General features: G+C 64.4%; 11 protein-coding genes. 3 read left to right on the top strand and 8 right to left on the bottom strand.

Annotated elements, in window-relative coordinates:
- Positions 1-67: 67 nt before the first annotated feature.
- The 3 genes from dapB to CKW40_RS43900 are packed head-to-tail and all read right to left on the bottom strand — an operon-like array spanning position 68 to position 3165.
- Positions 68-835 carry a 4-hydroxy-tetrahydrodipicolinate reductase gene (gene dapB, locus CKW40_RS24770; RefSeq protein WP_095202466.1) on the bottom strand — a complete coding sequence of 256 codons (768 nt, stop codon included), beginning with the start codon at positions 833-835 and terminating at the stop codon, positions 68-70.
- Positions 836-843: 8 nt separating this feature from the next.
- Positions 844-2937, bottom strand: coding sequence for an ATP-dependent helicase (locus tag CKW40_RS24775; protein WP_095202467.1), 2094 nt, complete (start codon positions 2935-2937; stop codon positions 844-846).
- Positions 2938-2991: 54 nt separating this feature from the next.
- The gene (locus CKW40_RS43900; RefSeq protein WP_095202468.1) at positions 2992-3165 is read right to left on the bottom strand and encodes a hypothetical protein; all 174 of its coding nucleotides are present in this window, start codon (positions 3163-3165) and stop codon (positions 2992-2994) included.
- A 129-nt stretch (positions 3166-3294) separates the two neighbouring features.
- On the opposite strand from CKW40_RS43900, the gene CKW40_RS43905 reads away from it, so the two are divergent.
- Complete coding sequence (locus CKW40_RS43905) at positions 3295-3441, top strand: hypothetical protein (protein WP_179298099.1); 147 nt, start codon at positions 3295-3297, stop codon at positions 3439-3441.
- 510 nt (positions 3442-3951) lie between these two features.
- Here CKW40_RS43905 and CKW40_RS24790 read toward each other — a convergent pair.
- The 3 genes from CKW40_RS24790 to CKW40_RS24800 are packed head-to-tail and all read right to left on the bottom strand — an operon-like array spanning position 3952 to position 7554.
- A complete protein-coding gene (locus tag CKW40_RS24790) occupies positions 3952-5112 on the bottom strand; it encodes a M20 aminoacylase family protein (RefSeq protein ID WP_095202470.1) in 1161 nt (386 codons plus the stop codon).
- Positions 5113-5116: 4 nt separating this feature from the next.
- Entirely contained in the window at positions 5117-6349 is a 1233-nt protein-coding gene (locus tag CKW40_RS24795) for a Zn-dependent hydrolase (protein ID WP_095202471.1), read from the bottom strand.
- The gene (locus tag CKW40_RS24800) at positions 6346-7554 is read right to left on the bottom strand and encodes a diaminopropionate ammonia-lyase (RefSeq protein ID WP_095202472.1); all 1209 of its coding nucleotides are present in this window, start codon (positions 7552-7554) and stop codon (positions 6346-6348) included. Before CKW40_RS24800 ends, CKW40_RS24795 begins: the two co-directional genes overlap by 4 nt.
- Positions 7555-7658: 104 nt before the next feature.
- Here CKW40_RS24800 and CKW40_RS24805 point away from each other — a divergent pair, with 104 nt between their 5' ends.
- Together CKW40_RS24805 and CKW40_RS24810 are read left to right on the top strand one after the other, a co-directional pair.
- Positions 7659-8138 carry an Lrp/AsnC family transcriptional regulator gene (locus CKW40_RS24805; protein ID WP_095202473.1) on the top strand — a complete coding sequence of 160 codons (480 nt, stop codon included), beginning with the start codon at positions 7659-7661 and terminating at the stop codon, positions 8136-8138.
- 82 nt (positions 8139-8220) lie between these two features.
- Positions 8221-9363, top strand: coding sequence for a flavin-containing monooxygenase (locus tag CKW40_RS24810; protein WP_095202474.1), 1143 nt, complete (start codon positions 8221-8223; stop codon positions 9361-9363).
- A 23-nt stretch (positions 9364-9386) separates the two neighbouring features.
- Here CKW40_RS24810 and CKW40_RS24815 read toward each other — a convergent pair whose 3' ends face one another.
- Together CKW40_RS24815 and CKW40_RS24820 are read right to left on the bottom strand one after the other, a co-directional pair.
- Entirely contained in the window at positions 9387-11495 is a 2109-nt protein-coding gene (locus tag CKW40_RS24815) for a molybdopterin-containing oxidoreductase family protein (protein WP_095202475.1), read from the bottom strand.
- An 82-nt stretch (positions 11496-11577) separates the two neighbouring features.
- Complete coding sequence (locus CKW40_RS24820) at positions 11578-13455, bottom strand: ABC-F family ATP-binding cassette domain-containing protein (RefSeq protein ID WP_095202567.1); 1878 nt, start codon at positions 13453-13455, stop codon at positions 11578-11580.
- Between the last annotated feature and the right edge of the window lie 19 nt (positions 13456-13474).

Consider the following 13474-nt stretch of genomic DNA (forward strand, 5'->3'; position numbering starts at 1 on the left):
TTACGGATTGGTAAGCTGCGGCTTGCCCGCCGCCACAGGGCAACATGCCGAGATGACGCGCGCCTCATCAATCGTTCAACCCAAGCACGTCGCGCATATCGTATTCGCCGGGCGAGCGTCCCGACACGCAGAGTGCCGCGGCAATGGCGCCACGGGCGAACATGATGCGGTCGCCGGCGGCATGCGACAAGGTGACGGTTTCGCCCTCTGTGCAGAAGCTTACGCTGTGTTCGCCGATGATGCTGCCGCCGCGCGTTACCGCAAAACCGATCTCGCCGGCGAGACGCGCGCCGGTGACGCCGTCGCGGACGCGCCTTGCGACCGTGTCCAGTTCAACGCCGCGTCCACCGGCAACGGCCTGGCCCAGCATCAGCGCGGTGCCCGACGGCGCGTCGATCTTGTGGCGATGATGCGCCTCGAAAATCTCTGCATCCCAATCTTCGGCAGCGAGTGCCCTCGCCGCCTGCTCGACCAGCCCGACCAGCATGTTGAGCCCGAGCGAAAAACTGCCGGAGCGGACGATGGGAATCGTTTTCGCGGCGTTGGCGATTGCCGCCAGTTCGGCGGCATCGAAACCCGTCGAGCCAATCACCAAAGCTGGACCGCCCCGGTTTGCGCAAACCCTTGCCAGATCGGCGGAGGCGGCCGGTGTGGTGAAATCGATCACTACATCGGCCAAGGCAAGCGCCTCGTCGCGGCTCACCAGCCCGTCGCCGACGTTGCCAGGCCGGTGGAAGCATGCGGCAAGCGCCAGCCGCGGATCGGCCTGCACGGCCTCCGCCATCTGGCGGCCCATGCGGCCCAGCGCCCCGGCGATGGCGATCCTGATCGGCATGGCGTCGGCTATTTCCACATGCCGCGCATGCGCGCGCCGATATCGACGCGCACGTCCGGCCGGGGCGCCCTGCCCTGCGCGGCTTGCGCACTCGGCCACGACATCTGCTGGAACGCGCCGAGGATCGAGGCCGGGATGAAGCGGGTGCGCGAGGCATAGAGGTGGCGGTCGCCGCGCGCCGCCTGGCCGTGCGGAAAGAAGCGCTGCGGCATAACCAGATTGAGATTGTCCTTGGCCCGCGTCATCGCCACGTAGAGCAGCCGGCGCTCCTCCTCGATATCCTCCTTGGTGCCGACGCCGAGATCGGCCGGGATGCAGCCATCGACCGTGTTGAGCACGAAGACATTCTTCCACTCCTGGCCCTTGGCCGAATGGATGGTCGACAGGATCAGATAATCCTCGTCGCGATGCGGCGGTCCGGCCTGGTCGCTGGTTGCGTCCGGCGGATCAAGCGTCAGCTCGGTCAGGAACCGTTCGCGCGAGGCATAACCCGACCCGATCTGCTCGAGCTGCAACAGGTCGGCGCGGCGGGTGATCGTGTCCTCGTGGATGCGCTCCAGATGCGGCTCGTACCACAGCCTGACCTGTTCGAGGTCGGCCGGCCATTTGGCACCAGCCCGCAGGCCGGAATAGAGCGAGACGAAGCCCGGCCAGTCATCGGCCGCGCGCTGCGGCGGCCGCCAGCCAGCCAGCCCCATCGCCTCGTCCAGCGCCGATGTCATCGTCTCGACAATCTGTCCTGCCGCCGAGGGGCCAATGCCCGGCATGAGCTGCAGGACGCGGAAACCGGCGACGCGGTCGCGCGGATTTTCGGCAAAACGCAGCACCGCCAGCACGTCCTTGACATGGGCCGCATCGAGAAATTTCAGCCCGCCGAATTTGACGAAGGGAATGTTGCGCCGCGTCAGCTCGATCTCCAGCGGCCCGCTGTGGTGTGAGGCTCGAAACAGCACCGCCTGCGATTTCAGCGCCGTGCCGGCCTCGCGCTCGGCAAGGATCGTATCGCAGACAAAGTTGGCCTGCTCGACCTCGTCGCGGACGGTGACCAGCCTTGGCTTGTCGGTGGATTTACGTTCCGACCACAGGTTCTTGGTAAAACGCTCCGAGGCCTCGCAGATCACCGCATTGGCGGCAGCCAGAATGGTCTCGGTCGAGCGGTAATTGCGCTCAAGCATGACTACATCGGCGGCCTGCGCGAACTGCCGGGGAAAATCGAGGATGTTGCGCACCTCGGCGGCGCGGAACGAATAGATCGACTGCGCATCGTCCCCGACCACCGTCAGCCCGGCGCCGTCGGGTTTCAGCGCCATCAGGATCGAGGCCTGCAGCCGGTTGGTGTCCTGGTATTCGTCGACCAGCACGTGGTCGAAACGCCCGCCAAGATGCGCCGCGATTTCCGGCTCGGCCGCCATCTGCGCCCAGTAGAGCAGCAGATCGTCGTAATCGAGTACGTTCTGCGCCTGCTTGGCCTCGACATAGCCGGCGAACAACAGCTTGAGCTGATCGGCCCAGCCGGCGCACCAGGGAAAGGCCGACCCCAGCACTTCGCCGAGCGGCGCCTGCGCGTTGACGGCGCGCGAATAGATGGCAAGGCAGGTGCCTTTGGTCGGAAAGCGCGCCTCCGTCTTGGAGAAGCCGAGTTCGTGGCGCACGAGATTCATCAGGTCGGCCGAATCCTCGCGGTCATGGATGGTGAAGGCCGGATCGAGGCCGATCTCCAGCGCATAGTCGCGCAACAGCCGCGCACCGATGCCGTGAAAGGTGCCGGCCCAGGTCAGCGCATCGGTGATGACCGCGGCGTCACGGCCGAGCACCTCGCCGGCGATGCGCTCGACGCGCTTGGCCATTTCGGAGGCGGCGCGCCGCGAAAAGGTCATTAGCAGGATGCGGCGCGGGTCGGCGCCCTTGACGATCAAATGAGCGACGCGATGTGCCAGCGTGTTGGTCTTGCCCGAGCCGGCGCCGGCAATGACCAGCAAGGGACCGGCGATCCTGCCGTCGCCATGCTCGACGGCCTGACGTTGGGCGTCATTCAGCCGCGCGAGATAGGCGGGCTGGGCAGTCGATTCCACAAAGGTCGAATCATGGGCGGCGAGGTTCATCGCCCATCAAGCATCGTTTCCGCTTTGTTCGCAACAAAGAAGCGGCACGACGAATTAGCGCCGGGGATCGACACCCATGGCCGCCGACTGGCGGCGTAGAGCGTCGCGGTCACTCCTCGATGCGGGCAGCAACAGCGGATCGATGTCGCCGGGCACGTCATCGATCATCCTGCGCGCGAGGCGGTAGGTGAGAAAGGCAAAGGTGCTTACCAGAAGCAAACGGATCATGCTGCGGTCTCCTCTAATAGAGATCAACCGAAGGCACGGCATTTTGTTCCCCTCAACGCTGGTTCGCAACCAAACCAACATCGCCTCGTTTTGAGATGGAGGCTCGTTGTGAGATTGGAGGCGGTAGCGATGAAAAAGCTAGGATTAAGCCTCGTTCTGGTGGCTTTGGCTGTCTCGGCCTGCGACAACAAACTGCCACCGACCAAGGCTCCTGGTGCCGAACAAAGCTCCTACGCCGGCAATCCTGTCATGAACGCAGGGACTGTGGGCAAGTAAGGTGGTGCAACGAGGTTGTTGTCCGAATCTCATTGCATTGCCCCGATGCACTCCTCAAGGCGCTCGAGCCGGAACTTGGCATTGCGCAACTCGTGCCCGGCTTCCTGTCGCTGCTGACGGCCCCTGGATGGGGACGCAGCCGTCAGGTTTCTTTCGAGTTCAGCGATGCGCGCACGCACCTGCCGCGCCTCATCCTGACGTAACGCCTTTATCCAGCTTCGCCCGTGCATCCGTCTTCCGTAACCACCCCAAAGACCGGCGGCTTCTATGCCAGCAAGACCCTAACTTCCGGCAAGTGCGAATATTCTAAATTTAATGGATTCTAATTTAGCAGCCAAGCGCCGCAACGAAGAAGGCCGGCGCCGCTTGGGAGGAGAAGGCGCCGGCCAAGCGGATAAATCAGGTCCGCCGCACAACATAGGCTAGCTGAGTCTTGCCGCTGCGTCATCCGGGATCGCGGATTTCGGCCTTTTCCGGGCGTTTTCCCCCGTAAAAGCGCCGACAGGGTTGTCAAACCCCAAGCCGTTGCCTGGCGATGGCGACATGGAAATTCGTGCCGAACACCAGTCCGTCATCATTGAAGTCGTAGCTGGAATTGTGCAGCGGCGCCGTGGCCTCGCCATTGCCGAGGAAGACGAAGCAGCCCGGCACGTGATCGAGGAAACGAGCGAAATCCTCCGACGCCGTCATCGGCTCGCGGGCGACCGCGATGTTGCCGGGTTCGAAAACGCTCCTGGCGGCGGCGAAGGCGGCGTCGACCAGTTCGGCATCGTTGCGCAAAGGCACAAATTCTCTGCTGTAGTTCACCTCGGCGGCAACGTTGTAGGCGGCAGCGGTGCCCTCGGCGATGATGCGCATCTGGCGTTCGATCTCAGTGCTGACCTCGGGGCGGAAGCTGCGCGCATCGCCAAGGATGCGGGCAAGACCGGGTAATGCATTGCGGGTGCCGTCGGTGATCAGCTCGGTCACCGAAACCACCCCTATGTCGGCCGGGCTCAGCCGGCGCGACACGATGGTCTGCAGATTGGTGACCAGCGCGCAGGCGGCGACCAGCGTCTCGTTGCCCGAATGTGGCCGCGCCGCGTGGCCGCCGAGCCCTCTGAGCACGATCTCGAAATTATCTTCGGCCGACATTATCGGGCCGGCGCGGGTCTCGAAATGCCCGACAGGCAGGCCGGGCATGTTGTGCAGCCCAAAGATCTCGTCGAAGGGGAAGCGCTGCATCAGGCCATCGTCGAGCATGGCCAGCGCGCCCCTGCCCCACTCCTCGGCCGGCTGGAAGATGAAGCGCACGGTGCCGTCGAAACCGCCCTCGCCGGCCAGCAGCTTCGCCGCGCCAAGCAGCATGGCGGTGTGGCCGTCATGGCCGCAGGCATGCATCACGCCGGGATTGCCGGAGCGATAGGACGCGGTCGATTGTTCTGCGATGCGCAGCGCATCCATATCGGCCCGCAGCGCAATGGCGCGGTTGCCGGTGCCGCGCTTCAGCGTGCCGACGACACCGGTGCCGCCGACACCCTCCGCGACATCGTCCAGACCGAATTCGCGCAGCTTGGTCGCGACGAAGGCGGCAGTGCGTTTCTCCTCGAAGCCGAATTCGGGGTGTGCGTGCAGGTCGCGCCGCCAAGCGGTCATCTCGCGCTTCAATGTTTCCGGATCGAGTTCAGCCATGTATTCAGCCCTTGAGTTCGGCGAGTTCCGCAACCACATCAAGCAGGATGTTGGCGCCGGCAACAAGCTCGGCATCTTCGGTATGCTCGTGCGGACTGTGGCTGATGCCTCCGGCGCTCGGCACGAAGATCATCGCCGCCGGTGCGATGCGCGCGATCATCTGCGCGTCATGGCCGGCGCCCGAGGTCATGCGCCGCGAGGCGAGCCCGCGCTTCCTGACCGCGGCCTCGATCAGCTCGACGACTCGGCCGTCGAAGACAACCGGCTCGAAGCGCGCCAGCCTTTCGACCGTCACGGTGATGCCCTCGGCAACGAGCTGTTCCAAAAAGGCGGCCAGCGCCGCCTCTTGCGCCTGCAGGCGCTGCTCGTCGGGATCGCGCAGATCGACGGTGAAGACGGCGCGCGATGGAATGACGTTGATGGCGTTCGGCTCGAAGCGCATCGTGCCGACGGTGACAACCGTTGGCGAATTCGACGCCGCCGCCCGGTCGTGCAGGAAGGTGACCACGCGTGCCGCGGCATATCCGGCGTCGCAGCGCATCGACATCGGCGTGGTGCCGGCATGGTTGGCGACACCATCGAGGGTGATGCGCTGCCAGGAGATGCCTTGCAGGTTCTCAACCGCGCCGATCGGGATGCATTCGCGCTCCAGAACCGGCCCCTGTTCGATATGCAGTTCGACATAGATGTGCGGCTTGAGAAAACCGGGTTCGCGCTCGCCCGCATAGCCGATGCGGGCGAGTTCCTGCCCGAGCGTGCTGCCGTCGGTGCCGACAGCGGCGAGTGCCGCTTCGACATCGACGCCGCCGGCATGCACCAGCGACCCCATCATGTCGGGGGAGAAGCGTACGCCTTCCTCATTGGTGAAGGCCGCGACGGCGAGCGGGCGCGACGGCGAAAGGCCGGACGCCTTCAGCGTCTCGATCACCTCCAGCCCGGCAAGCACGCCGTAGCAGCCGTCGTAGATGCCGGCGTCGATGACCGTGTCGATATGCGAGCCGAGCAGCACCGGTGCTTTGCCTGCATTGTCGGCACTTTGCCAGATGCCGAAAATGTTGCCGATGCGGTCGATGGCGACATCGAGCCCGGCCTGCCGCAGCCAGCCGACGAAGAGATCGCGGCCCTGTTTGTCGGTGTCGGACGCCGCCAGCCGGATCAGCCTGCCCTCGCCATCGCGGCCGACGGCGCCGAGTTCACGGATGCGGCCAAGCAGACGCTGTGCATCGACCGCGATCATGATGTTGCCTCGGCAGCGAGCTTGCCGGTCAGCACATCGGCCGGGCTCATCCCGACCAGCTCGGCATAGCGATGCGGGTCGGTGGCGCCTTCGGTGTTGATCACCAGCACGCGGGATCTGCCGTCGAGGCCGAGATCGGTCTTGTTTTCGGCCATGGCGCAGAGCAGTCCGGCAAGGCCGACGCCGCCGCTTTCGCCGGCGACGATCACCGGATCGCGGCCGGCCGGCCGTGCCAAGCGTCGCATCACCGCGATGGCTTCGTCCTCGTCCACGGTCATGAAGGCGTCGGCGGCGCGCGCCAGCACGCGCCAGGCGACCTGTGACGCCTCATAGCACTCAAGCATGGCCATGACAGTCGGCCGGTCGTGCGCGACCTTGACCACACGACCTGCCTGGGCAGCCGCGACAATGCAGGCCGCGCGTGCCGGCTCGACGACAATGAAGGTTGGCCTGGCGTCGCCGAGCACGATGGCGAGATGGCCGGCCACCGCCGCGGCAATGCCGCCGACGCCTGCCTGCACGAAGACATGGGTCGGCGGTTCGCTGAGCTGGCGCAGCGCTTCGCGCACGATCGCCGTATAGCCCTGCATGACGAGGCCGGGAATGCGCTCATAGCCCGGCCATGACGTATCCGACACCACGGTCCAGCCTTTCTCGGCCGCGACCTTGGCGGCTTGCCTGACCGAATCGTCATAATTGCCGTCGACGCGGACCATCTCCGCGCCATAGCGGGCGATTGCCGAGATCCGCTCGTCGCTGACACCGGCATGGACAAAGATCACGGCCCTGGCGCCGGCAAGTTCGGCGCCTTGCGCAACGGAACGGCCATGATTGCCGTCGGTGGCGCAGGCAAATGTCATCTTTGCGGCGACCGAGCGGACATCGGGCCGATCGAGATCCTCGACATCGACGGGGCGGCCAAGCCACTTGCCTGCCTCCTCCAGCACCAGGCGGAAGACAGCATAGGCGCCGCCCAGCGCCTTGAAGCTGCCAAGGCCGAGACGAAAGCCCTCATCCTTGACATGCAGCTGAGCGAGGCCGAGTTCGCTTGCCAGCGCCGGCAGGGCGTGCAGCGGCGTCACCACGTGATTGTCACGATGGGCAAGAAAGCGCTCGACCGTGTCAGCACCAGCAATCCCGAGGGTTTCGGCATCGGCCGCATCAAGCGGCTTGCCGTACAAGGCATTGCTGTTGAGCAGGAACACTGGCGGCCTCCTTGGCAGTCAGCGAGACCATATTGCAGGACAGGCGCAAAGAGCGCTGTAATTGGGCCTCCGAAATGCAAGTTTGTTTCACCGGGATACCGCCATTGCCTCCATCGCCAGCCTCACTCGACAGTTTCGATCTCGCCATCCTTGCCATTCTGCAGCGGGACAACACGACGCCGCAGCGCCTGATCGGCGAAGCGGTGAACCTGTCGGCGCCGGCGGTGCAGCGCCGCATCAAGCGGATGGAACAGACCGGCGTCATCGCAAGCAATGTCGCAATCATCGAACCCACGGCGGTCGGCCAACCCATCACCATCTTCGTCGAAGTGGAGTTGGAAAGCGAACGCACCGAGCTGATCGACGCGGCCAAACGGCAATTCTCGGAAACGCCGGAGGTGCAGCAATGCTATTACGTCACCGGCGAAGCCGACTTCATCCTCGTCATCACGGTGGCCGACATGGGTGCCTATGAGGCGCTGACGCGAAAACTGTTCTTCGGCAGCAACAATGTCCGGAAGTTTCGCACCTTCGTCGCCATGGACCGTGTCAAGGTGGGGCTGACGGTGCCGTTGGCGGATTGAGGCTTGCCGGCAGGCAGGTTGCTGTCCGGCCCTGCCATGCTTTTCGACATTCGTCGGACGCGACTTGAGCTGGGAGGCACGCTTGGACGACACCACATCAGTAGCGATCATCGGTGCCGGGCCGGCGGGCCTGGCCGTTGCCGCATGCCTGCGGCAGGCCGGCGTCGACTTCATCATCATCGAAAAAGAGCAGCAGGCCGCGCCCGCCTGGCGGCGCCATTACGAGCGCGTCCACCTGCATACGACCAAGCGCTATTCGTCCCTGCCCTTCGTGCCCTTCCCGAAGCACTATCCGCGTTACGTGCCGCGCGATCTCTTCGTCGACTATCTCGACGCCTATGCGCAACGCTTCGACCTCAAGCCCCGCTTCGAAGAAACGGTCAAAGCGATCACCCGGGCGGGTCACGGCTGGCGCGTGGACGCGACATCCGGCCCGTTGCGCGCCAAACATGTGGTGATCGCGTCAGGCTACAATGCCGAGCCGTTGCAGCCCGGGTTTGCTGGGATCGACAGCTTCACGGGCAAGACATTGCACAGCGCCGATTATCACAATGCCACGCCTTTCACCGGCCAGTCGGTGCTGGTCGTCGGCATGGGCAACACCGGCGCGGAGATTGCGCTCGATCTGGCGGAAAACGGCGCACAGCCGACGATTTCGGTGCGCGGGGGCGTTCATATCGTGCCGCGCGAACTGTTCGGCGTGCCCATCCAGATGGTCGGCATGGCGGCGCGCCTGGGGCCGCAACGCCTCAACGATTTTCTTTTCCCGATCATTCTCGACCTGGTGCTGGGCAGGCTGGAAAAATACGGGCTCAGACGGCCGGGACAGGGGCTGCTGGAGCAGATCGCGATTGCGTCGCGCATTCCGGTGATCGACGTGGGCACAATCGGCAAGATCCGCGAAGGCGCGATCAAGGTTGCCCCCGATATCGCCGAAATCTCGGAACGCGGCGCCCGTTTTGCCGACGGCAAACACAACGAATTCGACGCGATCATCTTCGCCACCGGCTACCGGCCGGGCTATGCCAAATTTCTCGAGCCCAGTATCCAGCCGGACCGCAGCGGCGTTACCCCTAAAGCCTCGGATCTCGGCCTCTACCTCATCGGTTTCCACAATGCGGTCACCGGATTGCTGCGCGAAATCGGCATCGAAGCCCAGGCGATTGCCGACGACATCCGGCACCGGCTGAACAGGAAAAAGGCGGCCGAAATCCTGCCGGTATAGTCGACCCCGGCGCTTCGCCCGGCTCAACTTGCCTTGCGCAGCCAGACCTTGTTGTCGTGGAAGGCAGCGCCGCCATAGGGCGCCGGTGCGTCGGCGCCGGTCAGCACGTTGATGCCCTCGCCGCGCTCATGCGCGCTGTTGGGCCAGATGCCTTCGGCGATCACCACGCCGCGCTTGATGCCGTCGAAGAATTTCGCGTGCAGCACCAGGTCGCCGCGCTGGTTGCCGACCTCGACACGGTCGCCATCGACAAGCCCAAGGTCAGCCGCATCGTCGGGATGCAGGAGCAGTGCCGGCCTGCCTTCCTTTTCCTTCGACACCGGTGTTTCGGCAAAGGTCGAGTTGAGGAAATTGCGCGCCGGCGAGGTTGTCAGCCGGAACGGATGCGCCTCGTCGGCCACCTCGATCAGGTCGACATGGTCGGGAAATTCCGGCAGCCGTTCTACCGGTCCGAACAGGCCCATGCTCTTCGGCGGCCGGTTGGGCGCCGCCTGGCCGGTCCAGTCGGCGCGGAAGCGGAATTTTCCATCCGCATGGCCAAAGCCCTTGATGAAATGCGCGGTCTCGAAATCCGGCTGCAGATCGAGCCATTTTTGCTCTTTCAAGCTGTCGAAGCTGCCCAGCCCGCGCTTGCCGAGAATGATGTCGATATGCTGCTGCTCGGTCAGGCCAAAACCCGGGCGGTCGGCGACCCCCAGGCGTTCGGCCAGCTGTTCGATGACGAAATGGTTGGTGCGCGGCCCTTCCGGCGGCTCGATCAGCTTCGGTCCGAGCGTAATGTGCTGGTTGCCGCCGCCCTTGTAGACGTCATCGTGCTCGAGAAACATCGTCGCCGGCAGCACGACATCGGCAAGTTTGGCCGTGTCGGTCATGAACTGCTCGTGCACGCAAGTGAACAGATCGTCGCGCAGAAAACCCTGCTTCACCAGCCGCTGCTCGGGCGCAACATTCACTGGATTGGTGTTCTGGATCAGCATCGCCGTCACCGGCGGCCCGCCATAGAGTGCATCGCCGGCGCCGGTCAGCACCGGGCCGATACGCGAATGGTCGAGATAGCGGATTGAGGGATCGCGCATCCTCGAGCCTTCCAGCACCTCCTGGTTGAGCTTGAAGATGCCGGAATTGGAATGGAAGGCGCCGCCGCCCTCATACTGCCAGCTGCCGGTGACCGCGGCGATGCAGGACGCGGCATGCATGTTGACGGCGCCGTTGCGCTGGCGGGCAAAGCCGTAGCCGAGGCGGAAATAGGTTTTCTTGGTTGTGCCAACCAGTCGCGCGAAGGCCTCGATTTCAGCGACGCCAAGGCCGGTAATCGCGGCGGCCCATTCCGGCGTACGCGTCTTCAGATGCGCTTCCAGCCCGGCGGGATCGTCAGTGTATTTCGAGAGATAGGCGCGGTCGGCCATGCCTTCCCTGAACAGCACATGCATGACCGCACAAGCCAGTGCGCCGTCGGTGCCGGGCTTCAGCACCAGGCCCATGTCGGCCTGCTTCATCGTCGCGTTTTCATAGACGTCGATGACGACGACTTTGGCGCCACGCTCCTTGCGCGCCTTGATGGCATGGGTCATCACATTGACCTGCGTGACCACGGCATTGGTGCCCCAGATCACCACGCAGTCGGATTTCGCCATTTCGCGCGGGTCGGGCCCACGCAAGGCGCCCGCCCCCATCATCCAGCCGGTCCAGGCGAGATTGGTGCAGATCGACCCGAAGAAGCCCGAATATTTTTTGGCGTGGCGCAGCCGCTCGATGCCGTCGCGCTGCACCAGCCCCATCGTGCCGGCATAGTAATAGGGCCAGACCGTCTCCGAGCCGTATTTCGCCTCGGCAGCGACGAACTTTTCGGCGACGAGGTCGAGCGCGGCCTCCCAGCTCGCTTCCTTCCAGGCGCCGTCGCCCTTGGCGCCAGCGCGGATCAGCGGCTTGAGCAGCCGGTCGGGATGGTGGACGCGGTCGGCATAGCGAGCGACTTTGGCGCAGACCACGCCCGATGTGTAGGTGTTGGCCTTGGCGCCATGAACGCGGCCGATGCGGTTGCCATCGAGCAGTTCGACCTCGAGCGCACAGGTCGACGGGCAATCATGAGGACAGGCCGAATGGCCGATGCGGAGCTTGGCGTGCTGGTTCATGGGGTGAGGTTTAGCGGGTTTCAGGGGCGGCGTGTAGAGCCAGATGACTAGCCAATTCTCCCCCATGACGGGAAGATTAGCCCTACTCCGCCGTGCCTTCCTCATACTCGGCCGACATGGTCAGCCATCTCTCCTCGTGACCGGCGAGTGTCTGGGCAAGCTGCGAGCGTTCCTTGGCCAGGCGTGTCGCGGTCGAGGGATCCTTTTCGTAGATCGCCGGATTGGCCAGTTCGTCCTCGATGCCGTCGATGCGCTTGCGGATGCGGTCCATCAGCGCTTCGGTGGCGCGGATTTCCTTGGCCAGCGGTTCGAAGGCGGCACGGCGTGCGGCTGCATCGCGGCGGCGATCCGCCTTCGACGCCTTGTCCGCCTCGCGCTTGCCGCGGCGGTCGCCGGACACGCCGGTGACCAATGTCTTGTAGTCCTCCAAATCGCCGTCATACGGGTTGACCGCGCCGTCCTTGACCAGCCACAGCCGGTCGGCCGTCGCTTCGAGCAAGTGACGATCGTGCGAAATCAGGATCACGGCGCCGGGAAATTCGTTGAGCGCATGGATCAGCGATTCGCGGCTGTCGATATCGAGGTGGTTGGTCGGCTCGTCGAGGATGAACAGGTTCGGTCCCTCAAAGGCCGACAGGCCCATCAAGAGGCGTGCCTTCTCGCCGCCGGACAGGTCCTTGGCGGGCGTATTCATCTTCTCGGTCGTGAGACCAAATTGGGCGACGCGGCCGCGCACCTTGGATTCCGGCGCCTCCGGCATCAGCCGGCGGACATGCTCATAGGCGTTTTCTTCCGGACGCAGATCGTCGAGCTGGTGCTGGGCGAAGATCGCCACCTTCAGCCCGGGCGCCACCGTCATCGTGCCGCTCTCCTGCTTGAGCCGGCCAGACAGCAATTTGGCGAAGGTCGACTTGCCGTTGCCATTGGCGCCCAGCAGCGCGATGCGGTCGTCAGCGTCGATGCGCAGCGTCATCTTCTTCAGGATCGGCTGGCCCTCGGTGTAGCCGACATTGACGTTGCTCAAGGCAACGATCGGTGACGCCACCGTCTTCACCGGCTCCGGGAAGGAGAACGGCCGCACCGAATCGTTCACGATGGCCGCGATCGGCTTCATCTTTTCCAGTGCCTTGATCCGTGACTGCGCCTGCCTGGCCTTGGACGCCTTGGCGCGAAAACGCTCGACGAAGGATTCCATGTGCTTGCGGGCGGCCTCCTGTTTGACGCGGCCCTTTTCCTGCAATTCCTTCTGCTCGGTATACTGGCGCTCGAACTGGTCGTAACCGCCGCGCCAGAAGGTCAGCTTCTTCTGGTCGAGATGAACGATCGAATTGACGGCGCGGTTGAGCAGATCGCGATCGTGCGAAATCAGAAGCACGGTGTGCGGATACTTCGACACATAGTTTTCCAGCCACAGCGTGCCTTCGAGGTCGAGATAGTTGGTCGGCTCGTCGAGCAGCAGAAGGTCGGGTTCCGAAAACAGCACGGCGGCGAGCGCCACACGCATGCGCCAGCCGCCGGAGAAGGATGAGGCCGGACGGCGCTGCGCGGCATCGTCGAAGCCGAGGCCGGCCAGGATGGTGGCCGCGCGGGACTCGGCCGAATGCGCGTCGATGTCGGCCAGCCGCATGTGGATGTCGGCGATGCGGTGAGGATCGGTGGCGGTCTTTTCCTCTTCGAGCAGCGCCGTGCGTTCGAGGTCGGCCTTGAGCACGATCTCGATCAGCGGGTCCTCGGTTCCCGGCGCTTCCTGCGCCACCTGGCCGATGCGCGTGTTCTTCGGCAGGCTGATCGAGCCGGTCTCAGAGGGAAAATCTCCGGTGATTGCCTTGAACAGCGTCGTCTTGCCGGTGCCGTTGCGGCCGACAAGGCCGGCTTTGGTGCCAGCTGGCAAGGTCAGCGAGGCATGGTCGAGAAGCAGGCGCCCGGCCATGCGGAGCGAAAGGTCATTGATGATCAGCATGGCCGCGCTTTTGCACCGG

It is taken from the genome of Mesorhizobium carmichaelinearum (assembly GCF_900199455.1).
Lineage (GTDB): Bacteria > Pseudomonadota > Alphaproteobacteria > Rhizobiales > Rhizobiaceae > Mesorhizobium > Mesorhizobium carmichaelinearum.

Coding starts and splice junctions, on each gene's coding strand:
- CKW40_RS43905 (WP_179298099.1), top strand. CDS start 3,295: ATGAAAAAGCTAGGATTAAGCCTCGTTCTGGTGGCTTTGGCTGTCTCG.
- CKW40_RS24795 (WP_095202471.1), bottom strand. CDS start 6,349: ATGATCGCGGTCGATGCACAGCGTCTGCTTGGCCGCATCCGTGAACTC.
- CKW40_RS24820 (WP_095202567.1), bottom strand. CDS start 13,455: ATGCTGATCATCAATGACCTTTCGCTCCGCATGGCCGGGCGCCTGCTT.
- CKW40_RS43900 (WP_095202468.1), bottom strand. CDS start 3,165: ATGATCCGTTTGCTTCTGGTAAGCACCTTTGCCTTTCTCACCTACCGC.
- CKW40_RS24790 (WP_095202470.1), bottom strand. CDS start 5,112: ATGGCTGAACTCGATCCGGAAACATTGAAGCGCGAGATGACCGCTTGG.
- CKW40_RS24815 (WP_095202475.1), bottom strand. CDS start 11,495: ATGAACCAGCACGCCAAGCTCCGCATCGGCCATTCGGCCTGTCCTCAT.
- CKW40_RS24775 (WP_095202467.1), bottom strand. CDS start 2,937: ATGAACCTCGCCGCCCATGATTCGACCTTTGTGGAATCGACTGCCCAG.
- dapB (WP_095202466.1), bottom strand. CDS start 835: ATGCCGATCAGGATCGCCATCGCCGGGGCGCTGGGCCGCATGGGCCGC.